The sequence below is a fragment of the Timaviella obliquedivisa GSE-PSE-MK23-08B genome (assembly GCA_019358855.1).
Lineage (GTDB): Bacteria > Cyanobacteriota > Cyanobacteriia > Elainellales > Elainellaceae > Timaviella > Timaviella obliquedivisa.
Genome location: JAHHII010000003.1, coordinates 35,363 through 57,599 on the forward strand (window position 1 = coordinate 35,363; position 22,237 = coordinate 57,599).

The window sequence follows — 22,237 nt, forward strand, 5'->3', positions numbered from 1 at the left end:
TTGGAATAACATGTTATTAGTCTAGATATACTGATGAATAATATAGCGGTATGGCTCCTTAAAAAAGGAATTTATAAGCGTCAGTTATTTTGCAACTCAGCGACGAAGACAAGGAAATTTTCATGCGGCTAGATGCAGGATGTCAACTTTCATTTGAAACCAATGCTGCTGTTCCTGCAATTTTTATGTTGCGCCCTTGCAGCAATTCAGAACAGCAAATTTTGACTGAAGACTGTTCACTACAGCCTAATGTCACGGTGCATGAGTATAAGGACGGATATGGCAACTGGTGTAAGCGCCTGATTGTTCCTCCCGGAAGTTTTCAGCTAACGACTCAGGTGCAGGCTGAAACTAGCGATGACGTTGACATTAACATTAATGCTAATTTTGTTCCTATTGAAAATTTGCCAGATTCTATCCTGCAATTTCTGTTGCCTAGCCGTTACTGTCAGGCTGATCTGTTGGGTGACTTAGCCGCTCAAATAGTGACAGATTGTCCAATGGGCTACCCTCAGGTACAGGCAATTCAGAATTGGATTTACGCCAATATTAAGTATCAATATGGCAGTAGCGACTCATCAACATCTGCACTAGACACGTCTAAGAGCCGAGTTGGGGTTTGTCGAGATTTTACCCACCTTGGCATTGCGCTTTGCCGCAGTCTAAATATTCCAGCACGAATGGTAGCAGGATATCTTTACCAGCTTAAGCCGATGGACTTGCACGCGTGGTTCGAGGCATTTTTGGGTGACCAGTGGTATTCGTTTGATGCGACCCAAAAGGAACTAACTGGGAACCGAATTGCGATCGCCTATGGTCGAGATGCGGCTGACGTGGCATTAGTAACGCACTTCGGTTCGTTAACCCTTACTCAGATGAGAGTATGGGTTAACGAATTGGTTTCAAATCATTGAACTAATCTTTAACTGAGCTAACCTCAGCGCGTTTCAAACTTTGGACTAGGACGAACTGGGCGGCTGCTCTTGGGTTTGAGCCGAGGAATGCTTTCGTCAAAGCCTTGATCGCTTGAACTAGGCGGGTTGGCAGTCAGCAGATAAACCCGTCGTCCATCCACCCGATACAGATCTTCGTAAGTGCAAACCATGCCTTGGGCTTGCAGTTCCAAAAGGCGTTCATTCCTTCGTTGCAAAGCCTCTGCTGCATCATCAAAATCTAACTCGTTGAAGACTTCTGAAGTCATGCGTTTCAACTCCTGCATTGATCTGCGAAATGTGTCTTATCCAACAATACTGTATGAAAACTAAACTGACAGAGCGGCGAAATGTCTCCTCTATAACAATACTGCACATAAGAATACTGCACAAACGCTGACTGGATTAAGACGATTAAGACTCAGTGCGTCAGTTCTTTTGTTTTTAATTCTCCCCTTTTCGGATTCCACCAACCTTTAGAAGTTTGAAAATAAACGGCATCTTGATGTTTGCGATCGCCCCTAGCCTTGGCATCAGAGCATCGCAAAAGCTTTTTAGGCTGCCCTTCTTTTTCATAGCTGTATTCTTCCATCAGTTTCTTGCAAACCGGACAAGGATGATGAGTCAAAATAGCATCGGCTTGATTTCGCAACTTTTCTAAGGTCTTCGGGCGGGGCGGCTCCCATTGACGACTAAACTCTGACCAGAATAGTACAACTTCTTCGCAGTCAGCAACACACTTCAAGAAATATTTTTTCTTAACCTTGCTGCTCGTAATTTTCGCCATGGGCTTGTGACATTGAGGACAAGGCGTTTTGGAAAACGCTGTCGGTGCCTGTTGTCCGGTTGCTTTGCCATGGACAGGACGAGTTGTGAGATGGCTGGGAATTGCCTGCCGAGCTTGCGCCAATGCGGGAATAAAGTACGTCTGGTTCCAAGTGTTAAGATAACACTGCCACTCCTGCTTCCCTGCGGCAATTTGGTCTAGCGATTGTTCCATCTGTGCAGTGAATTCTGCTTCTAACAAATCAGGTAACGCATCCTGTAAAAAAGCATCTACTTCTAATCCCAACACTGTAGGCTGTAACGTTCCTTTTTCAATGTCTACATACGTTCGCTGCTTGAGGGTTTGCAGGGTTGGCGCGTAGGTGCTGGGGCGACCAATGCCTCGGCGTTCCATGACTTGAACTAGCTTCGGCTCGCTGAAACGCGGCAGCGGTTGGGTTTGCTTGGCTTCGTGGGCAGTTTGCTGAAGCGTTAAGGCTTGACCTTGTTGCAAGGCAGGTAGATCAGTATCTGCACTTAAATTATTCCAATACTTGCTATAGCCCAAAAACTCAATCACCTGTCCTTTTGCCAACCACCGGACTGATCCGGATTGAGTCATAATTTGGGTTTGCCTTAACCGTGCCGATTGACATTGGGAAGCGATCGCGCGTTTCCAAATTAAGACATACAGTGCAAACGCATCATCAGCCAATTCTAAGCGTAACTCTTTAGACGGACGAGAGAGGTCAGTGGGACGAATTGCTTCGTGCGCTTCCTGGGAGCCTTTGACCTGGCGATGAGATGCTGTTTTTTTAGGAACATTTGACGGATCGTTTGCCTCTAACCACTGTCGAGCTTGGGCACAAAACTCCGGACTGAGGGCAATACTGTCGGTTCTCATGTAGGTGATCAAACCTGCTTCATAGAGCGACTGCGCCACTTGCATTGTTTTTTCAGGGCTAAGGCGCAGCCGAGAACCTGCTGCTTGTTGCAGGGTAGAAGTGACGAAGGGCGGCGGCGGCGTTCGGCTGGTCTGTTTGCCTGCAATACTGAGAACTTTGTGGGGATGATTTTGAGCGATCGCCACCAACCGATCGGCTTCAGCTTCAGTGGTAACCCGCTCCGATTCTTGAAGCGGCTTGTCAGGCAGTGCGGCATCATCTGGCTGGACAGAATTGAGTTGTGCATCATCTACTGTAGGGTTCGCAGCACTGCCTTTATAAAAGGCTCGAAAACCTTCGCCATACTCTACAAATACGCTCCAATAATCTTGGGGTACAAAGGCTTGAATCTGGCGTTCGCGATCGCACAAAATATGTAGCGTTGCACTCTGCACTCGCCCCATGCTTTTAGCTCCATTGTGCAATTGCCAGAGCAGCGGCGAACCTTTGTAGCCTACCAATTTATCTAAAACAGTGCGGCATAGCCCTGAATGAACAAGATTAAGGTCTAGGGGGCGGGGGTGGGCGATCGCTTGGCGAACTGCCGCCGGAGTAATTTCGGTATAAACCACGCGATCGGGATTTTTGAGGTTAAGCGCTTGTTGCAAATGCCAAGCGATCGTTTCGCCTTCGCGGTCTGGGTCAGTGGCTAAAAATACAGTTTTAACCTGTCTGACCGCAGCTTTAAGAGCTTGAATGGTGTCTGCTCCGCGTGTACCTCGTGGAATAAACCGACAGCGAACCGAACTGCCATCTAGATCAAAACCCAGCGAGTCTCCCCCATCGCTTGCCAATTCTCGAATATGCCCCACGCTGGCTTTAACTAGCCAATCAGTACCCAGAATTTGGCTTAGTTTTTTGATCTTGCCAGGGCTTTCGACAATTAGGAGTTTGGTAGGCATGAGACCGATCCTTAGGAGACAAAAGTACCATAGGGTTGAATAAGTAGATCAATTATACTACATGCCTTGCCAGCGTCAGACCAAGATTCAGGATAGAAGGGCAGAAGGTAATCCTCTCAAGGCTAACTTTTGAGGGCGATCGCTGTCCAAAAAACCGGGTCTCTTCCTTTTGATAGAGGTCAGCAAACGATCTAGCAGGAAACAGAATGCAGACGTTATGATCCTGATGATTGAAGGTGATTCCTAGTCTAAGTTTTCAGCACGTCTTTCGCCTCTACTGTTGGTATTTTTTCAAAAACAATGAGTTACAGGAGTATCTGAGATGAGCCATAACTATACTCAAGAACTGCAAGCAACCGCTCAAGCAATGGTTACTGAAGGCAAAGGGCTGTTAGCAATGGATGAAAGCACAGGGACTTGCAACCAACGTTTCGAGAAAGTAGGCATTCCTACGACAGAAGAAAATCGGCGGGCATACCGAGAGCTAATTCTCACCACCCCTAGCTTAAGTAACTTCATTAGTGGCGCAATTTTGTACGATGAAACCATTCATCAAGCCACATCCTCTGGTTTTCCTTTTATTCAAGTTATGAAAGACGTGGGAATGATCCCAGGAATCAAACTAGACAAAGGTGCTAAACCATTAGCCGGACACACTGAAGAACGCGTTACAGAAGGACTAGATGAACTGCGCGATCGCATTGCCGACTACTATTCTATGGGCGCACGCTTTGCCAAGTGGCGAGCAGTTATTACCATTGGCAAAGATATCCCCAGCCGAGGCTGCCTTGAAGCTAATGCCCATGCCCTGGCTCGTTATGCAGCGCTTTGTCAGGAGGGCGGCTTGGTTCCTATTGTTGAACCAGAGGTGTTGATCGATGGTGACCATACTTTAGAACGATGCTATGAAGTTACTGAAGCAACAATCCATGAAGTCTTTCGCCAACTTTATTCTCAAAAAGTGGCATTTGATCAAATGATTCTAAAGCCCAGCATGGTTATTTCTGGCGCAAGCTGTCCGATGCAGGCAAGCGTGGACGAAGTGGCAACCGCAACGATTCACTGTTTACTCAACACTGTTCCGGCTGCTGTCGCAGGCGTTGCTTTTCTGTCGGGTGGGCAGACTATTGTTCAAGCCTCGGCTCATCTGAATGCGATGCATGTCATGTTTGAGGGGCAGTGTCCTTGGCCAGTCACTTTTTCCTATGCGCGCGCCATTCAGCAGCCCGCCTTAGAACATTGGAAAGGCAACAGTGCCAATGTAGAGACTGCACAAAAGCTGCTTTATCATCGGGCAATGTGCAATGGAGCAGCGAGTCGGGGTTTATATCAGGCAGAGATGGAAAAAGAGCCTGTAGCAGCCCGTTCTTAGATAAGAAAAATCCTCTTATCTTTAATCTTCTTATCTTCGAGGAATTTTTGATCCTTTATGAATTGCGATCGCGTTCATTCCTTCTACGGTCAAGGTGATCTGTCCTCGCCGATTCACCTTGACTTCTTCTGTAGGCGAACATCCGATCGCATTAGCCACAACCACATTGCAATAGAAACCTGACGATAATCCTGTTTGAAAGGTTTGAGTCAGGGGTTGAGCTTCCCGGTTAATAACAACAAAGCCGATATTTCCGCGCCCAAAGGCAATTTGGTTACCGCCATTGCTCCACCAGTGAGTAAGAGATTGGTTGGCAGAAAGGTTATGAAAACTAACCATGCGGGCGATCGCTCCCCACCGATGTTCACAAGTCCACTCTTTAAAGCAATTGGCTTCCCCATTTATATAAACGCTGTTAGTATTGCCTTCTGAATCAGATGGAGGCCCTTGGTCGGAATGGGTAAAGTTGTAGCTCGACATTACTTGAGGAATGCCGTAAGGATATGCCAGCATAAAAATATTAGCAAGGTTATAGATCTGTCCTTGCTTGTAAGTGAGATAGTTACCGCCACCGCCATGACCCCGTTGTTTATCATGATTATCAATGAAGGCGATCGCTTTTTCACTTGGCATCAACCGAGAGCTTTCAGCTAGCTTTTCTAACTGAGCTAAGTTTTGCCCCTCCACCCCCAAGAACGCTTCCCCCACCATTTTTCCATACTCGAACTCAGTCACTTGACCATTGTCATAGTATTCACTCTTGCGAACGGCTTCGGTTCCAGGATCAATGACTTCTTGATAAATAAAAGGCTTTGAATGAACGCCGCGAAGATTTGAATAAACGCGGCGAAGAATGGCTGCTAAGTCCTTAGTTTTAATATGCTTGGCAGCGTCAATCCGAAAACCATCAACACCGAGGTTAACCAAATCTGTCAGGTAATCAGAAATTTTTTCACGAACGCGATTTGCACCAGTGTCTAAATCTGGTAACCCAACCAACTCACAGTTGGTTACTTCATCATGATCACCATAGTTACTAATGCCACGCCGACACGTGTGAAAATCTTTAGGTTCATAAGATCCAGGATAGTTGTAGCGAGTGAAAGACGTACCCGCACTGCCTACGCCGCTGCTGATAGCCGCCATATGGTTAATCACAGCATCGGCGTAAACGTTTACCCCGACCGCATGGCAACGCGCCACCATAGCGGCGAACTCGGCACGATCGCCACTCCGACTCTTAATTCTGTAGCTAATGGGTTGATATCGCTGCCACCAAGGATAGTTTGCTTCAGCAATGACTGCATGTTCATTAGGCGGCGAAACTTGCACTGCACCGTAGCCATTGGGGGCAAGAAAGGTTTCGCATTCTTGAGCAACATCGTTCCATTTCCACTCAAATAAATGAACGAACGGCGCAATCGGCAGGGCGATCGGCGGGGCGATCGCTGAAGCAATGGAGGGCGCAATCGGTAGCGCAATCGGTGAAGCGATCGGTGGAGATGTTTGGGCTTTTAGAGTTGGGGTTAAGAAATGGACAGTGATGATCACTAGCAGCGTTAAGAAGGCTGGAATAACGATGCGGAAAAATGGTTTATTTATCATGACTGTCTCTAACGATTAAAATATGTCCCACCAGCATTCATAGATGCGTTTGCCCATACTGCTTGCCAATACTTCTGACAACATACTATTCAGCAGACCACCAACCCTCGAATTTAGTGAAGATGAGATTTATTATTCCCTCAAATCTAAATAATCAAGCACCTTTCTTACTTCTCTGCCTATTCACCAATTTTGGCTGCATCGGTAGGACAGTAGGTTTGAATAGCTGCCGTAGTGACAGCAACATCGAAGGTAGGCGGGAAGAGTTGATCAGCCTGAACCTGACGGAGTTCTTCCAAGGTGCCACCGTGCCTGAGGAAAAGGCAGATGGTATTACCGTAGGCAGTAACTTTTGTGCGTCCGTAGGTGTTGGCATAGGCGATCGCCTCATCATCGGCAGCTTCAATAAAGCTCTCCCAAAAGCGATCGCGGCGTACCTCTGAGGCATTGCCCAAACCCTGGCAATAAGCTGTTAGGTTGACCAGATTACCATCAATATCAATCGTGCTGTAGCCAGAAAGGTTATACAGAGGACAAACGCCCAGCCGATCTTGAGCAAATTCTTGTGCAGCCAATAGGGGCGGAAAGACGACAGTAGAGACTAGGGCAATGCTTAGGAAAGCAACAGAACGAGGAATTTTTAGGAAGATTGTAAACATAGCGGACTAGTGCAATTTTCATGCATTGTTCCCGCAGAAGAGCAGAGGCGATCGCTTCTAAAGAGGCAGCTAGACTCTAAGGATGCACTGTGCCATCGGGCATTTTGGCTCGCTGCAAGTTAGCTTGATGAAGGTTGACTTGATGGAGGTTAGCGTTGAAGAGATTCGCTTCAAACAAATTGGCTCCCGTTAAGTCAGCTTTGTACAAATCGGCACTTCGCAAATCAGCACCTTTAAGATTAGCTCCCTCAAGATTGGCTCTGGAAAAATTTGCTTGATGCAGATTCGTTTGGTCTAACGTTGCGCCTGATAAGTTGGCACGGCTAAGATTTGCCCAACTGAGGTTCGATTGAGTCAAAACTGCTTCAATTAAAGTTGCACCCACTAGATAGGCTCCGACCATTTGTGCTTCAACTAATAAGGTTTTGTACAGGGTGGCTTTGGTCAGGTTGGCTTCAATCAGATCGGCTTTGTAAAGCTTGGCACGGCTGAGGGTAGCACTCACCAAGTTAGCGGCATTAAAGCTGGCACAGCTACAGTCAGCGCGAGTTAGATTGGCATCGCTCAAGTCAGCTTTTTTCAGGATGGCTCGGCGCAGATCTGTCCCAATTAAATCGGCGCGACTGAGGGCAGCTTGTTCTAAGTAGGCTTCTCTCAAATCTGCACCCCTAAGCGTTGCTCCTTGTAAGTCAACTCGGGTAAGATTTGCGCCAATTAGGTTAGCGTCGGTCAGATCAGCTTCACTGAGATCTGCGTCGGTGAGGTTGACTTCGTAAAGGTTGGCCTTGGTTAGCGTTGCGCGGCTCAGAATGGCAGCGATTAGAGTGGCTTCTGTAAGATATGCCTTCGTTAAATTGGCGGTACTCAGGTTGATGCCGCTGAGGTGGGTGCGGCGCAGGTCTACCTCGCTGAGGTTAGGTTCAACTTGGGGAAGGTGCGATCGCCACTCTTGCCATCCCATCGTCCCTTGCCTTAGTGCCGCTATCTGTGCTGCCATCCGTGCCGCCAAATGCTCTACAGTCTCCATCTCCTGACTCTTTCTGCCCCTCACTCATTCCGCCCTACGGTTCTTTCTCGTCCGGCAATATTTTCGATCGCCTCTACAGCCGCCCGTGAACCCGCTAAAATATCTTGCTCTGCCCCACCCAAGTACAGCCGCCCAAAGCTACCCACCGCTGAAACTTGAAGGATATTGATCAATGCCGCCTTCTCCGCTTCATTGGCTGCTAAAGCTGCGTATGCCGCAGGCTCAACCTCTAGAACATAGAGGGTTTGCCCAGCCAACAGCATATTGCCACGACGAGTGCGGTTAATTAGTTGGGTGTGATGGGCATCGACGTTGCGAATAATTTGACTGGAAACAATGCGAGGTTTGAGGCAATCGCGGTAGGTCGCCCCGATCGCTTCTAAAATTGCCCGACCCGCCGCCTGGGTATCGCTTTGATTTTTAGAATGAACTTCTAGTAGCCCATAAAGCCGCTCAATCACCAGCACCCCTGGACGCACTGAGGCAGATTTAAGCGCAATATCTAGAATGCGGTTAATCTCAATGCCAGGAGAAATTTCAACCCAAAGAGAAGAATCTCCGGGCAGCGGCAAGAAGCCCAATGCCTGTGTTCCCATGTAGGCAGCGTGCTGGGGTTGCAAGCTGTCAAGATAGACGTAACTCCGAAGATCGATTCCCAATGTAAAAATTATCCAGTGTTAATGATTCAGGGTGATTTAGATAAATCAATTATCCCTGAGTTATCCCCATTAATTCCATCTCTAAATTATTTCACTGCTCAGGGAAACTTATCGCTACACTCAGCAAAAAATCATTTTTGTGACAGGCAGCTTGTTTACACTGTCAGTAGGCAACGATTCAAGTTGCTGTTCTGAGTCCATGACGTTCATCCAACATCGTTTTAAGCAGTTCGGTCGATTGAAGCGCGAGGGCATTGGCTCGCTGCAATTACGTTTGACCTTGGGCATTACCGTCGTTTCGCTATTGGGCTTGGGCAGCATTGGCACCTGGACGATTTGGGATATGCGGCAAATGCTGCTAGTGAAGCACAAGCAGTCATTAGAATTGATTGCCGATCGCTTTCCAGAAGGTCTAGAGCGACCTGCTTCAAAATCAGCCATGACCCAGACCTTGCAACACAAAGTTGATCAATGGGCTTCTCCCAGCCTATGGATCTGGGTCAAGGTAGAGGATGAAGTAGTCGCTCAGTCGCCGCCGATCGCCCCCATGGAACCTTTGTTTTCCCGCCAAAAGATGCCCGCCCTTCCAGAAGTTTATGCCCTAGATAACCGTTATTGGGTTTTGTGCAGCCGCACCTTACAAGCCAACGGAATGAAGGTGGGACAGCTTTACCTGGCGCAAGATATTACCCATGACTATACGGTTTTAAGCACGCTAATCAATACCTTGAGAGTTGCAACGCTGGTGGTGATCGCCATGATTGCCGGATTGGCTACCCTCCTAATTTGGCGATCGCTTCGTCCGCTTCGCCGCATGAACCGACTCGTCGCCGCAGGCATGGAGCTTGATCAAGTGCCGACCGAAGTCAAAGATCTGGTTCAAGCCTTCGGTCAACTCTCTGCCCGTCTTTCCGAAACTGGCGAACAGCAACGACAGTTCACCAACAGCATGTCCCACGAACTGCGTACTTCTCTCAGCTTGATCTACGGCTACCTGCAAAGCACCCTCCGCCGAGGCGATAATCTCACCGATCCTCAAAAAAATGCCCTAGAAGTCGCTGTGGGTGAAACCGAACGCACGATCCGGCTTCTCGGCTCCCTTTTAGACCTGGCCAAATCTAACCAGGGCGGAATTTCCTTACACCTCATTCCGCTCAACCTCAACGACTGGCTACCCACAATCTGCTGGGTTCTCGAATCTCCAGAATCCTCCCGCCTCTCTATAGAAGTTGCTCCTGAGCCTCTGATCATTCAAGCTGACCCTGAAAAGTTGCAGCAAGTGATCCAGCAACTCATTGATAATGCTGCCCAATATTCTGAAGCCGATCGCCCGATCGCCCTCATCCTCAGCCGCGATCGGCAAGAAGCAGTGATTCAAGTGCGCGATCGCGGCTCCGGCATTCCTACCGCCGAACAAACCCGAATTTTTGAGCCTTTTTACCGCCTCGAAGCTTCCCGTTGCCGTTCTACGGGCGGCGTTGGGCTGGGGTTAGCCATTGTCAAGTCTCTGACTGAAAGCATGGGCGGACGCGTGACCGTGCAGTCAACCTGGGGCGAGGGCAGTGTATTTGAGGTGAGGCTACCCATTGAGGTTGCAAAGCCATGATGCCAAGTAGTGAGCAAGAGGAAGGAAGTCTATGAGCGCCCATATCTTAATTGTGGAAGACGAAATTAACCTAGCCCGTTTAGTGGAACTAGAACTGAGCCTGGAGGGCTATACCGTCACCGTTGCCAATGATGGGCTAACGGGATTGACCAAAGCCCGCGAAACCCCACCCGATCTCCTAATTCTTGATTGGATGATGCCTGGAATGACGGGCATTGAAATTTGTCGGCGGCTGCGGGCAACAGGCAACAAAGCCCCTGTAATTTTGCTAACTGCCAAAGAAGATGTCAGCGATCGCGTTGCCGGACTGGATGCAGGAGCCGATGATTACGTCATCAAACCTTTCAAAATTGAGGAGCTTTTAGCCCGCGTTCGCGCCCACTTACGCCGCACCCACGAAGATAACCCTGACCTGTTGCAATTTGCCGACCTCAGCCTCAATCGTCGATCGCGGGAAGTGTTTCGAGAGGGAAGGGCGATCGAACTGACTGCCAAAGAGTTTGATTTACTCGACTACTTGATGACTCATCCCCGCCAGGTCATCACCCGCGACCAAATTCTTGAAAAAGTGTGGGGCTACGACTTCATGGGCGATTCTAATATTATCGAAGTTTACGTTCGCTACCTACGGTTGAAACTAGAAGAACATCAAGAAAAACGCCTGATTCAAACGATTCGGGGTGTGGGTTATGTTTTGAGAGATTAGGAGAGCGATTCTCGCAACAGTGCTAACTTTGCCGGAAGAATCCGGTAATAAATCCATGTCCCGCGTCTCTCTCGGTCTAGCAATCCAGCTTCATACAGCACCTTAAGATGATGGCTCACCGTGGGTTGCGAAAGTCCTAACGGCTCTACTAACTCACAAGCACAAATCTCTTGACTGGGCTGCCGTGCGATCAAACTCAGCATTTGCAATCTCGCAGGTTCACCTAGCGCCCGAAAGATCGCCGCTAAAGCGATCGTCTCATCTGGGGTGAGATGACCCGTGAGTAGAGGAGTGCAACAGGCGGTTTTGGGTTTAGATATCTTCATATTTTTATATTGACATGCATCAATATAGTTGACTAGCATATCGATAGAGTTAAATATTGACGCTTGTAAATATAAGGAGAAATTGAGTTATGTCTCGTCTTCAACTGGCACTGAATGTGAGTAACATTGATACGGCTGTTGATTTTTACAGCAAACTCTTTAGCACCGAACCGTCAAAGCGCCGTCCAGGGTACGCCAATTTTGCCATTGCTGAGCCACCGCTGAAGCTAGTGTTGTTTGAAAATCCTGGCGCAACTGGCAAGTTGAACCACTTGGGAATTGAAGTGGAATCATCTGAAAAAGTGATAGAGGCGGGCGATCGCCTCAAGCAAGCCAACCTAAATGTTAAAGCGGAACCCCAAACCACTTGCTGCTACGCCTTACAAGACAAAGTTTGGGTGTCAGATCCAGACGGTGATGATTGGGAAGTCTACACAGTTTTGAAGGACTCTGCAACGTTTGCTCGTGGAGGTGCTGAAACCGCGACCTCTGCTTGTTCATAGCTTGCCCGTACTACCATAATCTTCGGGGCGATTTGCTATGCTTTGACATTCAAGCGATCGCCCCATTTCTTAGTTTCGATCGCCCGTTCTACTTCAGTTGTAGCTTGGCGCTCAACGATCGCCACACACCAACACTAAATAACCGCACTCAACTTTTAAGGCGATCGCATCGCTACAAATTGATATATTTTCTGATTATGTATTCCCAACATCTGAGCATCCAGAATTTCTCCGGGTATAAAAGTTGTCTCACCTGGTTAGAAATAGGCTAATTCTTTGGAACGGAAGCGATCGCACACAAAACTTAATCCTTCTCTTATTGAGAAATACTTGCAAAAAGAAAGGGAATGTGGTTCCATCATTATTGACTAGAGTTCTCAACTAGCAATCCATAACTGCAAGGCAGACAGCATAGAACGTGTTTAGTCTTTGCAGACTGTTAGCTGGAATTCTTCCATGAAAAAGCGGGGCGATATTTACCGCACTAAAAGTTAAAACAAATTGGAGAATCTGCAATGCAGACTTACGATAAAGCTGATGTCAAATACGATTGGTGGGCAGGCAACGCCCGATTTGCCAACACTTCTGGGCTATTTATCTCTGCCCATGTTGCGCAAGCCGCATTGATTACTTTTTGGGCAGGAGCCTTTACGCTGTTTGAACTCTCCTCCTACAACTCTAGTATCCCCATGGGTGAACAAGGGCTGATCTTACTGCCTCACTTAGCAACATTGGGTTTAGGAATTGGGCAAGGCGGACAAGTGGTTGATACCTATCCCTATTTTGTCATTGGCGCTGTCCATCTCATTTCATCAGCAGTTTTAGGTGCAGGCGCTTTATTTCACACCTTCAAGGGTTCCGAAGATTTAAAGCAAGCTAAAGGTAATGCTAGAAGATTTCACTTTGAGTGGAGTGACTCCAAGCAGTTGGGTCTGATTCTAGGACATCATTTGCTTTTCTTAGGTGCAGGCGCTTTGTTGCTGGTGGCAAAAGCCATGTATTGGGGCGGGCTGTATGATGCGGCGACTCAAACGGTGCGCGTCGTCACGACACCCACCCTCAACCCTGCAATCATTTATGGCTATCAAACCCATTTTGCCAGTGTTGATAACCTGGAAGATTTGGTTGGAGGACATGTGTATGTTGGTGTTTTGTTAATTGCGGGCGGCATTTGGCATATTTTGGTGCCGCCGCTGAGTTGGGCGAAAAAAGTGTTGATTTTTTCGGGTGAGGCAATTCTTTCTTATTCTTTGGGCGGTGTTGCACTGGCAGGATTTGTTGCAGCTTACTTCTGCGCCGTCAACACTTTGGCATATCCGGTAGAGTTTTATGGGCCTGTACTAGAGGTAAAGTTAGGAGTGACTCCTTATTTTGCTGATACCGTCGTTCTGCCGTTTGGTGCACATACGTCTCGGTGTTGGTTAGCCAATGCTCATTTCTTTTTAGCGTTCTTCTTTTTACAAGGACATCTCTGGCACGCGCTGAGAGCGATCGGGTTTGATTTCAGACGAGTCGAGCGCGCGCTAAATGCCGTGGAAAGTTAGTCGTTAATATCTAAGTGCCCAGGGTGTGTTGGAGCGCAGAAATACCTTAATCAAGCGCTCCACGCCCCTTTCTTTTGATAATCTTGATTTTCGTCCCCCATGCCCGAAAACCCACCGAACGATTTACAGCCTGATGTACCGAATCAAAATGTCGGATCTCTCTATTCAATTAATGCGTTAAAAGCATCTCTCCACCAGCGAGGCTTTCGTTTAACGGCTCAGCGGCAAACCATTCTCAATATCTTTCAAACCCTGACGCAGGGCAATCATTTAAGTGCTGAAGAACTGCATGTTATTCTGCAGCAGCAAGGCGAGCGCATTAGTTTGTCAACGGTTTATCGAACGCTGCATTTAATGACGCAAATGGGGTTATTACGAGAGTTGGAATTTGCAGAAGGACATAAGCACTATGAACTCAATTTACCGTCTCCTGACCAGCATCATCATTTGGTTTGTGTTCAGTGTAATCGTACGTTGGAATTCAAAAATGATTTGATTCTGAAAATGGGTTCTAAGCAAACTGAGGCTCATGGCTATCATTTGCTGGATTGCCAGCTAACCCTCCATGTGGTTTGTCCGGAGGCTTTTAATCAAGATTGGCGAACCTTGCAGCGTGGGTGGAGATGTGAAAGGACAATGCAACTGAGTGAATCGCCAGAGTCACCAGGATAGATATTTTGTAGTGATGTTGTTTATTCATTATTTAAGGTCAAAGGAAGTTTAATGTCTAAGTTGCCGGATGTGCTGATGTTGAGTGCGAGTCCTAGTTTGAAAGGGTTTAATCAGTCGCTGATGCGCCATTTATCTTGGCACGTGGCGATCGCTCAATGGGAATATTGCCAGAGTGAGGACGAAGCAAGCTCTTTAGAGGTGGCATTGGTATTGCTGCATGACTATTTAAAGACGAGTGATCATCCCGTTCATTTAATTGGTCATGGCATTAGCGGATTAGTGGGGCTGCTCTATGCGCGTCGTCATCCTGAACGGGTTAAATCGCTGACCTTACTATCGGTTGGAATGCATCCGGCGGTAGACTGGCAGGCGCATTATCACGTTCATTTAAAGCTGTTACCTTGTAGCCGTGAAACAATTTTGATGCAAATGGTTTACAACTTATTTGGCTATCAATCTAGACCGATCGCCCAGGATTTGGTCAAGATTTTGGAGCAAGATTTGTGTAATTCTCTGTCTCCCCACACTATATTTCAATCCACCTCTATTTCCCCAGATACAACTCCAGTGCCAACGCTGGTTTGTGGGAGCGAAGATGACATCATTATTACGCCTCACGAATTGCAGGGATGGCGAGATTGGTTAGGAAAGGGCGATCGCATTTGGAAATGTCCTCAGGGGCGACATTTCTTTCACTATTTTCATCCTCAAATGGTGACTCGACAGATTCTTAATTTCTGGGCGGCTTTGTCCTCAGAAAACTATCAGTGCCCAAAAATTCATTCTAATAATGCGTTAACGATTCCATCTGAGTACTGATTTGCTAGAAGGATTTTATGTTCTATTTAAATTTCATTCCAGTCAGTCAAGCCGTGTTGCCACCATTTTTTACAATCTTGCTGGGAGGTGGTCTTATTAGTTTAGCTTGGTCAATGGTTAAAACTGTTCAACAAGGTGTTAATTATCTCAAAAAACTGCATCAGGTTCCTTGCGATCGCTGCGCTTTTCATACCAACAGCTATCTATTGAAGTGTACTGTTCATCCTAGCAAAGCGTTTACTGAAGAGTCGATTGGCTGCTTAGATTATGAACCAACTTGCCGTCGCATTTCACCTTGTTCTCAACCCTGTCAAAGGAAAGACAAGCCTTAAAAAAGCCCCAAACGTTAAACATTAGGGCTTTTTTATCTCAGCTAACTAACAACCCGTTAATTCAAAATGACCAAAGTATCGTTGGCAAGGAAATGAGCTAAATGATAAGCGCGTTCTTCGGTTTTCAGCAAAATCTTCTCGTAAAGGTAACGAGTGGCGCGATCGCCCAAACTCTCTGCTGCCGAAGCTTGCCGACGCAGTACACCAATGATCGTCTGTTCTGCTTGCAAATCATGAGCCACCATTTGACGGCATTGATAAGCCCCATCTGCTTCGGGTGTGAAGCAGCACAATTCTGCCAGCTTGGTAAAACTTGCAGCCGGGACACCTCCCAAACCGTTCAACCGCTCACCAATTTCGTGAACATGATCCTGAACTTCTTCGTAACTCTCTTGAAAAAACTGATGCAGCGAATAAAACTCTGCTCCTTCCACAACAAAGTGATGCTTTTGGTATTGCAGATACAATGCTTGAAAACTAGCGAGAGCAATATTAAAGCCTTCGCAAATTGGCTCTGTAGTAGAGCGTTCAAGCATCAGTACATTATCGTTAACGTGACCGAATGGATGCACGACTGTTTGCAAGTTAGGCATATCGTTTTTCTCTTAGTTTATCTCAGGACAAGCGACCTACCGTATAGATGCTTGCATACCAAGGTACAGCAACTTTCGGCTCAAAGTAATGGCAGCTAAACTTTTTGATCGCCTAATTTGAGTAGTAATTAGAAGTCTTTCGCATGTTTTTCATTGTTCATAAAACCTGATTAGCCTGCCATTAGCCTGTATTTAATTAAACACATCACTAACCGGGCTAGAGATACGCAACCAGAAAATATTTAATCGCCAATGATTCTCTTTACAAAAGTTAACAAACACTAACAACTCTTTCTTCGTTCCCTCTTAAATATGTTTGAAATCCAAAGTTCAGAACGCTGGCAGGTCTACCGTCGATTACAAGAACTCGATATTCATTGCTTTTGCTCATCTTACAAGCCCCTGAAGGTTGAGATTAATGGGGCGATCGCAGCTTCTCAAATTTGGAGTGTGACTCGGCAATTCACTGCATCTCGTCAAGAGTTAATCGACTGGATGGAAGACTGTTGGAAGTGTAAAGGGCGAAAGCGTTAAAGCCTCCTTACGTTGGAAGAACCTACAAAAAAGAAGGCAGGTTTCTAACTAATCCGATCGCAATCGATCGCGGCAACGGAGGCTTCCTAGAAACCGCTTGTCATCCGTATTCTAGCCCCAATTTGCGCGAACCTCATTTTCATGGGTCAACAAGCCCTCCTCATTATCAACAAAAAACGACTAAATCCTTGAAACCCTGATTCCACAAGCTACGCGGATGATTACGAAAGGATAAAGGTTGGGGCGATCGCTATTATTTCACTTGGGTAGAGTAACTTGCTCAAAAGGCTGACTTCGATAACGACGGTAGATATTAAAATCATTATCCAGTGTGACAATTGCAGAGATATCAAGACGTTCGGAGATAGCGACTAAGGACAGATCTGCAAAATCAGCAGGAAGGTCAGCATACTGTGCATTTAGTTCAGCGATGCGAGTGTAATCGCTCAATACCAGAGATTCAACAGTGTACAAATCTTTAGCAAGATCAGATAAAAACTCGTTTTGAGTGCGCCAGTCAGCGTTGAGTAGCCACATTACCTCAGTGACACAGCCTGAAGTTGTGACTAGTTGGCTGGTGCATTGCTCAAAAAATGTATACGCCTGCTAGTGATATCTGTCCCTGGCACTGTAGTAGGCAATCAGGATGCCGCTGTCAATCAGGATGACGGCAGGATAATTCATTGAGAGAACTGTTGCGGACGGCGCACTGATAAATATTCAGCGATCGCACCTTTACGATTTTTGCGCTCAGATAAATTAACAGGGGCACCTTCAAGGAGTTTTTCAGGATGTCCTCCTCGTCGCTCAACAAGTGTCTTACCCGATTGCAGGTTCATTAAACGCTGATGCAGTAAGTTTTTAATCAGTGCTTCAGGCGTAGTATTCTCCTGTTTCAAGATCTCACTGAGATATCCCACTGTTTCTGGGTCTAGCTCTATCGTAAACATGATATTTCCTCACCCTGACTGAAGTTTTATCTAGTGCTGTAGTCCTGGTTAGTTAGTCTATGGATGCCGTTTTTAACTAATCCGATCATAACCGATCGGGGCAACCACAACTTCAGCCCAGGCGATCGGCTCATTTCACTCATTTCCGGTTACACCGATCGCAAACGATCGGTGCAACTCGATTGCAATACTTGGAGAGGGCAGGACTAATCGTGCCGAGTTTCCAACTAATCCGATCGCAAACGATCGGTACAACTGGAGGCGGTTGAGCGAAGTATTGACGATGATACTTTTCCAACTAATCCGATCGCAAACGATCGGTGCAACGAGTTGGCGATAGTTGCCGATCGCCTCTTGGCATGAATTTCCAACTAATCCGATCGCAAACGATCGGTGCAACCAGGCTGTTGTTTTCGGTAACGATCTGGCTTCCACGGTTTCCAACTAATCCGATCGCAAACGATCGGTGCAACTGCTCATCAGCGCCTCAAACGCTGTTAGCAGTTGCAGTTTCCAACTAATCCGATCGCAAACGATCGGTGCAACAGATGATTAAAGGAATGATTTAGAACTATGGGACAAGTTTCCAACTAATCCGATCGCAAACGATCGGTGCAACCTGCTGAGCATCTTGCTTAAGCCCCTGGTCTAAGTTTCCAACTAATCCGATCGCAAACGATCGGTGCAACCAGTAGTCAAAAGATTTGTTGAGGCTTATCGTCAAGGTTTCCAACTAATCCGATCGCAAACGATCGGTGCAACCCGTGCTTTGCGTTCAGAGTTTAGGGCAGTTTTTGTTTCCAACTAATCCGATCGCAAACGATCGGTGCAACGTGTTGACAAAAAATGTAGTCGGAGCGATACTAAGTTTCCAACTAATCCGATCGCAAACGATCGGTGCAACTTCGGAGTTTGGAGATCCCTCAAGCTCTTTCCAGTTTCCAACTAATCCGATCGCAAACGATCGGTGCAACGATTACAATTAATAAATCGAGAGTTAACTTATCAAGTTTCCAACTAATCCGATCGCAAACGATCGGTGCAAACTGCGGCTTCCTAGAAACCGCTCGTCATCCATATTCTAGCCCCAATTTGCGCGAACCTCATTTTCATGGGTCAATAAGCCCTCCTCATTATCAATAAAAAACGCCTAAATCCCTGAAACCCTGATTCCACAAGATACGCGGATGATTACAAAAGGATAGGGGTTTGGGCGATCGCTAGAGATCCGCGCAAACTCCCGAATCTCTCCCTTAGGGCAGAAGCACCCACGGAGCTAATCGCCTGCATTTAAGGGCTGAATAGGCGATTTTCTTTTAGTAGACATTTCGTGACTCTCCTCCTTTTCAATCATTATCGTTTCCTTTTTGGATCTGCAACCTTAACAACTCTCGGCACGTTTTTAGGCGCGTTTCCCCAAGCTAGATTAAAGTCCTTACCTTCCAACTCTTGAACAAATTTCAGAAGTTGACAGCCCTCTTGCTGATGACTCCAGGGCGTGCGATCGCCATGAAACACCGTCACAATTTCTAAAAACTGATTCTCCACAGGCAACATCCGATGCCACACCGAACTCACAAATCGAGGTCGAGTATCACCAGGATTTTTACCCCCAATCGCAGGCGTTGTCTTAAATGATTCATCATGAAATAACCGAATCACCTCAGACTGCTGCGTCAACTTGGCATAAACTGCAACACGCTCAGGATGCCACGACTCTCGCCACTTAAGCGACTGAGGAACACGAACATTAAGGCGATCGCAACAGCTTTTGTGCAACTGATTTAAGAACGTCTTCAACTGCTCCACTGTCAAGATGTCATCCATCTCTTTAGAAGTCCAATGACAACCAATCGCAAACTTTCGCGAATGATAGTCTGGCAAAAACTCTCCATGCCAAACCCGTCGCCACGACTTCCCAAACCCGCCCATCACGAAAGCAAACTTAAGAACTTGTTTTATGAAAAGGCGATCGTCCTCTGGTGCATCCAAATATAAAATACCCTCCGTTTTATAAGTCGGGTTTTGCCCATGCGTATCAAACTCTTCCGACCTCGACTGCCAAATCAACCGCACTGCACTTTCAGCTTTTTGATCCCCAAACAAAGCATTCACACCGCTAGTAACCCGATGTTCTTCAGCACAAACCCCCGCCAGCAATCGGCTCACATGCCCTCTCAAACTCGCCTTAAACAAATTAGGACGAAACTCTGGCACATTATTACGCAACTGAGAACTGACCCCAACACCCGACAGCAAAAGACTAACCGGAAAAGCAGGCGTAATCGTCGGCTGCCCTGCAAGATTACCACCCATCCCATAGCCATTGCTCGTTTTGCCGCCCACGCCTCGCTGCAATGCCGCAGTCAAAATCCGACGCACCTCATTCCAGTCCACATCCGGCTTAGCACAGCTAAACTCAAACATCATCAACGGACGATAAAAGCTGATAATCGCATTTGCCGAAGTTTGCCTCTCCGATGAACCTAGCTGCCTAGCTTGCTGAGGATGCACGACATCCACAATTCGCTTCGCCCAGTTTCCTACTGGATAAGCCCCTAAAAACCGTAATTCTCCCGGCTGGTCAGCATTACCGCAATATTTCAGCTTTTGCCGATCATTGCAAGCCCGCTTAAACAAACCTTTCACGCTGCTTCCCGGCAATAACGGAATACCATTCTTCCCAATTACAGGACGAGCAATACTATCCTGTCCACAGTTGCTAAACAACCGAAACGGAAACTCAACCTGCACCCGATAGACAGCTTTATCTAACCCGATCGGACGAGTTTTATGTTGGTAACAGGCTTCGCCCTGCTTATTTTTATAAGTCCACTCCTCAGTCCAATCGTCTAAATCCTGATTATTTCCAGCAAATTGCAGACTACAGCGCCCCGAAACCTGAGCGCGATACATCATCGGAATCCTCTTCAGGATATTATCCACAGACTGAACAGACGGCGGTGGTTCTTGAATTACCCCAGCTTTTTTGAACGCGGCGGCAAAAGCATTCATTCTCCCTCTCCATTCTTTTTCTTATAGCGTTGCGTCCACCACACCAACGCATCACAAAGCTGAGTCAGCACCATCAATGCAGCCCGCTGATCTTCCATCGGCATTTTCCAAATTTTTTCTGCCATTGCTTCAATCTTGGCAGTTTCATTATGCTTAACCGGATCATTAGGTAAACTAAATCCAGCTTCATGCAAAACATCATGCAGCGCTTGCCAAACCGCCTTCCAATATTCACCCTTTTGCCGATCCTTACTGTCTCGCATTAAGCGCAAATGCTCTCCCCAAAATCGTTCTAATCCGTAGGCAACAGACATTCTCATTTTGTGAGACTCGTTGAGAACATTTTCTAAATCACGGCGTTCAATCACCAGTTTTTGGGCATTGTGATCCAGCTTATAAGGCTTCCATCCAGTTGATTGCTGATTCGGTGTTACTTGAGTCATCTTTCTTGTTCTCCTGATGCTGTTTTAGCGACTTCTGGTAACGCGTTCAATGTGACTTGGGTTCGCCCAAAACCCACCGATTCTAACCCACCGAAATAGAGTTCCTTGCTCTCTTGCAACTGCGCCGCTTCGATAAACTGCTGCCATTCAACAGGCTGCTTGTTATACTCCTTGCGAAGTGCGATCGGGAAAATCATCACCGAGCCTTCTGGCAATGCCTCCATATTAAAAAACGCCTTGCCCTTAGCAATCTTTTGATCCTCATCCAAAGAAACACGGCTCTGGCGATAAAGTGCCATATCGTGAATCATGGCGATTTCGGTATCATCGACTACCATCAGCAAATGCTCATTTGCATCATTGATCTCTGTCGGCATGTAATCTTTTAAGCCCTTATCTTCGTCGCCCAGGTGAAAAAAGCCAAGATTGAAAAATAGAGTGCGGCTAGATTTTTTGCCGAAGTAACTCCGAGGTTTAAATATATGCTTAGGTTTATCTAACATTCGTTGATAGCGCTTCAGCCAGGTGGGGCAAGAGACTCGCACCACAGGCTGGTTAGGGCAGTACACCGGAATCCAGAGCAGAGACGCATATTCAAACTTGACGATACCCTCGCTAGTACTGTTCGGTTCGCCCGAAACGGCATCTTTGCCATACCAGTAGCCAAAGTCTGCGTGCGCTTGCCGCATATCTGCCCGAAACCGTCCGCGAATTGAGCTACCCGGAATGATTCCTGTTTGCGTAAACTGATCCCTAAAAATCAGGTTGAGATTACCTGTTTCCTCGCCTGCACTTGCCCCCACATGGAGCGGAGCAAGCGTTTCGATGATGCCATAAGCTTTTTTGTACATGGTGGCTTGGATTCTGGAGGGCTTTGAATTCTAGGTTGTAGGCGGTTTGGGAAAGAAGTTTTTTGCGAACCAGGACATGAAAGAGTTCGCCTAACGTTTGAGTGCTGATCTGGATTCTGGGGCGATCGCTTCTGATAATCTCTTCAACGCGTTGAGTCTTGATGGCTGGGTTTTGACTATACAAGTAAACCCAGAGATTAGTGTCTAGAAAAATGCTATCGGTCATAAATTTCGTTGCGATCGAATTTGTAGTCTGGGGGGAGTTGAAAGGAGTATTGTTTGGTATGTTCTAAAAACTTTTGGGTGCGGACGTTTTCTAAGTCATCAGTTTCGGCTTGATGCTGTGCTAAGTCTTCTGTTTCTATATCAAAAATCATGAGTGTGACTCGTTTTCCCTCTAGTGCAGAATCGGGAGTTTCGTCAGGGATAAACTTGCCATTGATGCAGGTCGCTTGTAGAACTTTAGACATTGCTTTTT

At 46.8% G+C, this 22,237-nt stretch carries 25 protein-coding genes and 1 CRISPR repeat array; of the genes, 10 read left to right on the forward strand and 15 right to left on the reverse strand.

Features of this window, described 5'->3' with window-relative positions:
- Window positions 1-122: 122 nt before the first annotated feature.
- Window positions 123-914 carry a transglutaminase family protein gene (locus KME11_06065; GenBank protein ID MBW4514774.1) on the forward strand — a complete coding sequence of 264 codons (792 nt, stop codon included), beginning with the start codon at window positions 123-125 and terminating at the stop codon, window positions 912-914.
- Between the two features lie 23 nt (window positions 915-937).
- Here the strand turns inward: KME11_06065 and KME11_06070 are convergent, their stop codons facing one another.
- Together KME11_06070 and topA are read right to left on the reverse strand one after the other, a co-directional pair.
- Window positions 938-1,201: a hypothetical protein gene (locus KME11_06070; protein MBW4514775.1), complete on the reverse strand. Its 264-nt coding sequence runs from the start codon at window positions 1,199-1,201 to the stop codon at window positions 938-940.
- A gap of 152 nt (window positions 1,202-1,353) precedes the next feature.
- Window positions 1,354-3,543 (reverse strand): type I DNA topoisomerase, encoded by a 2,190-nt coding sequence (gene topA / locus KME11_06075; protein MBW4514776.1) that lies wholly within the window; start codon window positions 3,541-3,543, stop codon window positions 1,354-1,356.
- Between the two features lie 322 nt (window positions 3,544-3,865).
- Between topA and KME11_06080 the strand changes: the two genes are divergently transcribed.
- Window positions 3,866-4,915 carry a fructose-bisphosphate aldolase class I gene (locus KME11_06080; protein ID MBW4514777.1) on the forward strand — a complete coding sequence of 350 codons (1,050 nt, stop codon included), beginning with the start codon at window positions 3,866-3,868 and terminating at the stop codon, window positions 4,913-4,915.
- Between the two features lie 30 nt (window positions 4,916-4,945).
- Here KME11_06080 and KME11_06085 read toward each other — a convergent pair whose 3' ends face one another.
- From KME11_06085 to KME11_06100, 4 genes are all read right to left on the reverse strand, one after another.
- Entirely contained in the window at window positions 4,946-6,520 is a 1,575-nt protein-coding gene (locus tag KME11_06085; GenBank protein MBW4514778.1) for an alpha-amylase family protein, read from the reverse strand.
- Between the two features lie 179 nt (window positions 6,521-6,699).
- On the reverse strand, window positions 6,700-7,179 hold the full coding sequence (locus tag KME11_06090; protein MBW4514779.1) for a DUF732 domain-containing protein: 480 nt from the start codon (window positions 7,177-7,179) through the stop codon (window positions 6,700-6,702).
- 76 nt (window positions 7,180-7,255) lie between these two features.
- Entirely contained in the window at window positions 7,256-8,206 is a 951-nt protein-coding gene (locus KME11_06095) for a pentapeptide repeat-containing protein (protein ID MBW4514780.1), read from the reverse strand.
- A 20-nt stretch (window positions 8,207-8,226) separates the two neighbouring features.
- Window positions 8,227-8,865 carry a hypothetical protein gene (locus tag KME11_06100; protein ID MBW4514781.1) on the reverse strand — a complete coding sequence of 213 codons (639 nt, stop codon included), beginning with the start codon at window positions 8,863-8,865 and terminating at the stop codon, window positions 8,227-8,229.
- 199 nt (window positions 8,866-9,064) lie between these two features.
- Here KME11_06100 and KME11_06105 point away from each other — a divergent pair, with 199 nt between their 5' ends.
- Both KME11_06105 and KME11_06110 read left to right on the forward strand, forming a co-directional pair.
- A complete protein-coding gene (locus KME11_06105) occupies window positions 9,065-10,471 on the forward strand; it encodes a HAMP domain-containing histidine kinase (GenBank protein MBW4514782.1) in 1,407 nt (468 codons plus the stop codon).
- A 31-nt stretch (window positions 10,472-10,502) separates the two neighbouring features.
- Complete coding sequence (locus KME11_06110) at window positions 10,503-11,177, forward strand: response regulator transcription factor (protein MBW4514783.1); 675 nt, start codon at window positions 10,503-10,505, stop codon at window positions 11,175-11,177.
- Here KME11_06110 and KME11_06115 read toward each other — a convergent pair.
- The gene (locus KME11_06115; protein ID MBW4514784.1) at window positions 11,174-11,503 is read right to left on the reverse strand and encodes a metalloregulator ArsR/SmtB family transcription factor; all 330 of its coding nucleotides are present in this window, start codon (window positions 11,501-11,503) and stop codon (window positions 11,174-11,176) included. The two genes, KME11_06110 and KME11_06115, sit on opposite strands and share 4 nt — an antisense overlap.
- A gap of 89 nt (window positions 11,504-11,592) precedes the next feature.
- Here KME11_06115 and KME11_06120 point away from each other — a divergent pair, with 89 nt between their 5' ends.
- The 5 genes from KME11_06120 to KME11_06140 all read left to right on the forward strand — a co-directional run bounded on the left by KME11_06120 (window position 11,593) and on the right by KME11_06140 (window position 15,373).
- Window positions 11,593-12,006, forward strand: coding sequence for a VOC family protein (locus KME11_06120; GenBank protein MBW4514785.1), 414 nt, complete (start codon window positions 11,593-11,595; stop codon window positions 12,004-12,006).
- A 515-nt stretch (window positions 12,007-12,521) separates the two neighbouring features.
- Entirely contained in the window at window positions 12,522-13,550 is a 1,029-nt protein-coding gene (locus tag KME11_06125) for a chlorophyll a/b binding light-harvesting protein (GenBank protein MBW4514786.1), read from the forward strand.
- A gap of 99 nt (window positions 13,551-13,649) precedes the next feature.
- Window positions 13,650-14,222 (forward strand): transcriptional repressor, encoded by a 573-nt coding sequence (locus KME11_06130; protein MBW4514787.1) that lies wholly within the window; start codon window positions 13,650-13,652, stop codon window positions 14,220-14,222.
- A gap of 51 nt (window positions 14,223-14,273) precedes the next feature.
- Window positions 14,274-15,041, forward strand: a complete 768-nt coding sequence (locus KME11_06135; GenBank protein ID MBW4514788.1) for an alpha/beta hydrolase — start codon at window positions 14,274-14,276, stop codon at window positions 15,039-15,041.
- A gap of 17 nt (window positions 15,042-15,058) precedes the next feature.
- Window positions 15,059-15,373 (forward strand): hypothetical protein, encoded by a 315-nt coding sequence (locus KME11_06140; protein ID MBW4514789.1) that lies wholly within the window; start codon window positions 15,059-15,061, stop codon window positions 15,371-15,373.
- A gap of 56 nt (window positions 15,374-15,429) precedes the next feature.
- Here KME11_06140 and KME11_06145 read toward each other — a convergent pair whose 3' ends face one another.
- Entirely contained in the window at window positions 15,430-15,966 is a 537-nt protein-coding gene (locus tag KME11_06145; protein MBW4514790.1) for a DNA starvation/stationary phase protection protein, read from the reverse strand.
- Window positions 15,967-16,278: 312 nt separating this feature from the next.
- Here KME11_06145 and KME11_06150 point away from each other — a divergent pair, with 312 nt between their 5' ends.
- Window positions 16,279-16,500 (forward strand): hypothetical protein, encoded by a 222-nt coding sequence (locus KME11_06150; GenBank protein MBW4514791.1) that lies wholly within the window; start codon window positions 16,279-16,281, stop codon window positions 16,498-16,500.
- 258 nt (window positions 16,501-16,758) lie between these two features.
- On the opposite strand, the gene KME11_06155 is transcribed toward KME11_06150, so the two are convergent.
- The 7 genes from KME11_06155 to KME11_06185 all read right to left on the reverse strand — a co-directional run bounded on the left by KME11_06155 (window position 16,759) and on the right by KME11_06185 (window position 22,229).
- Window positions 16,759-17,037, reverse strand: coding sequence for a hypothetical protein (locus tag KME11_06155; protein ID MBW4514792.1), 279 nt, complete (start codon window positions 17,035-17,037; stop codon window positions 16,759-16,761).
- Between the two features lie 143 nt (window positions 17,038-17,180).
- A complete protein-coding gene (locus tag KME11_06160; protein MBW4514793.1) occupies window positions 17,181-17,450 on the reverse strand; it encodes a hypothetical protein in 270 nt (89 codons plus the stop codon).
- Between the two features lie 141 nt (window positions 17,451-17,591).
- Window positions 17,592-18,496: a CRISPR direct-repeat array (repeat unit 36 nt; unit sequence TTTCCAACTAATCCGATCGCAAACGATCGGTGCAAC).
- Between the two features lie 307 nt (window positions 18,497-18,803).
- On the reverse strand, window positions 18,804-20,465 hold the full coding sequence (locus tag KME11_06165; protein MBW4514794.1) for a hypothetical protein: 1,662 nt from the start codon (window positions 20,463-20,465) through the stop codon (window positions 18,804-18,806).
- Window positions 20,462-20,908 carry a hypothetical protein gene (locus KME11_06170; GenBank protein ID MBW4514795.1) on the reverse strand — a complete coding sequence of 149 codons (447 nt, stop codon included), beginning with the start codon at window positions 20,906-20,908 and terminating at the stop codon, window positions 20,462-20,464. Before KME11_06170 ends, KME11_06165 begins: the two co-directional genes overlap by 4 nt.
- Window positions 20,905-21,759 (reverse strand): type III-B CRISPR module RAMP protein Cmr4, encoded by an 855-nt coding sequence (locus tag KME11_06175; GenBank protein ID MBW4514796.1) that lies wholly within the window; start codon window positions 21,757-21,759, stop codon window positions 20,905-20,907. The genes KME11_06170 and KME11_06175 overlap by 4 nt, the downstream gene beginning before the upstream one ends.
- Window positions 21,680-21,985 (reverse strand): PIN domain-containing protein, encoded by a 306-nt coding sequence (locus KME11_06180; GenBank protein ID MBW4514797.1) that lies wholly within the window; start codon window positions 21,983-21,985, stop codon window positions 21,680-21,682. Before KME11_06180 ends, KME11_06175 begins: the two co-directional genes overlap by 80 nt.
- Window positions 21,975-22,229, reverse strand: a complete 255-nt coding sequence (locus KME11_06185) for a hypothetical protein (GenBank protein MBW4514798.1) — start codon at window positions 22,227-22,229, stop codon at window positions 21,975-21,977. Before KME11_06185 ends, KME11_06180 begins: the two co-directional genes overlap by 11 nt.
- Between the last annotated feature and the right edge of the window lie 8 nt (window positions 22,230-22,237).

Excerpts from the sequence above, each read along its gene's own strand:
- KME11_06065 (MBW4514774.1), top strand. The coding sequence starts at position 123 with ATGCGGCTAGATGCAGGATGTCAACTTTCATTTGAAACCAATGCTGCT.
- KME11_06070 (MBW4514775.1), bottom strand. The coding sequence starts at position 1,201 with ATGACTTCAGAAGTCTTCAACGAGTTAGATTTTGATGATGCAGCAGAG.
- topA (MBW4514776.1), bottom strand. The coding sequence starts at position 3,543 with ATGCCTACCAAACTCCTAATTGTCGAAAGCCCTGGCAAGATCAAAAAA.
- KME11_06080 (MBW4514777.1), top strand. The coding sequence starts at position 3,866 with ATGAGCCATAACTATACTCAAGAACTGCAAGCAACCGCTCAAGCAATG.
- KME11_06085 (MBW4514778.1), bottom strand. The coding sequence starts at position 6,520 with ATGATAAATAAACCATTTTTCCGCATCGTTATTCCAGCCTTCTTAACG.
- KME11_06090 (MBW4514779.1), bottom strand. The coding sequence starts at position 7,179 with ATGTTTACAATCTTCCTAAAAATTCCTCGTTCTGTTGCTTTCCTAAGC.
- KME11_06095 (MBW4514780.1), bottom strand. The coding sequence starts at position 8,206 with ATGGAGACTGTAGAGCATTTGGCGGCACGGATGGCAGCACAGATAGCG.
- KME11_06105 (MBW4514782.1), top strand. The coding sequence starts at position 9,065 with ATGACGTTCATCCAACATCGTTTTAAGCAGTTCGGTCGATTGAAGCGC.
- KME11_06110 (MBW4514783.1), top strand. The coding sequence starts at position 10,503 with ATGAGCGCCCATATCTTAATTGTGGAAGACGAAATTAACCTAGCCCGT.
- KME11_06115 (MBW4514784.1), bottom strand. The coding sequence starts at position 11,503 with ATGAAGATATCTAAACCCAAAACCGCCTGTTGCACTCCTCTACTCACG.
- KME11_06120 (MBW4514785.1), top strand. The coding sequence starts at position 11,593 with ATGTCTCGTCTTCAACTGGCACTGAATGTGAGTAACATTGATACGGCT.
- KME11_06125 (MBW4514786.1), top strand. The coding sequence starts at position 12,522 with ATGCAGACTTACGATAAAGCTGATGTCAAATACGATTGGTGGGCAGGC.
- KME11_06130 (MBW4514787.1), top strand. The coding sequence starts at position 13,650 with ATGCCCGAAAACCCACCGAACGATTTACAGCCTGATGTACCGAATCAA.
- KME11_06135 (MBW4514788.1), top strand. The coding sequence starts at position 14,274 with ATGTCTAAGTTGCCGGATGTGCTGATGTTGAGTGCGAGTCCTAGTTTG.
- KME11_06140 (MBW4514789.1), top strand. The coding sequence starts at position 15,059 with ATGTTCTATTTAAATTTCATTCCAGTCAGTCAAGCCGTGTTGCCACCA.
- KME11_06145 (MBW4514790.1), bottom strand. The coding sequence starts at position 15,966 with ATGCCTAACTTGCAAACAGTCGTGCATCCATTCGGTCACGTTAACGAT.
- KME11_06150 (MBW4514791.1), top strand. The coding sequence starts at position 16,279 with ATGTTTGAAATCCAAAGTTCAGAACGCTGGCAGGTCTACCGTCGATTA.
- KME11_06155 (MBW4514792.1), bottom strand. The coding sequence starts at position 17,037 with ATGTGGCTACTCAACGCTGACTGGCGCACTCAAAACGAGTTTTTATCT.
- KME11_06160 (MBW4514793.1), bottom strand. The coding sequence starts at position 17,450 with ATGTTTACGATAGAGCTAGACCCAGAAACAGTGGGATATCTCAGTGAG.
- KME11_06165 (MBW4514794.1), bottom strand. The coding sequence starts at position 20,465 with ATGAATGCTTTTGCCGCCGCGTTCAAAAAAGCTGGGGTAATTCAAGAA.
- KME11_06170 (MBW4514795.1), bottom strand. The coding sequence starts at position 20,908 with ATGACTCAAGTAACACCGAATCAGCAATCAACTGGATGGAAGCCTTAT.
- KME11_06175 (MBW4514796.1), bottom strand. The coding sequence starts at position 21,759 with ATGTACAAAAAAGCTTATGGCATCATCGAAACGCTTGCTCCGCTCCAT.
- KME11_06180 (MBW4514797.1), bottom strand. The coding sequence starts at position 21,985 with ATGACCGATAGCATTTTTCTAGACACTAATCTCTGGGTTTACTTGTAT.
- KME11_06185 (MBW4514798.1), bottom strand. The coding sequence starts at position 22,229 with ATGTCTAAAGTTCTACAAGCGACCTGCATCAATGGCAAGTTTATCCCT.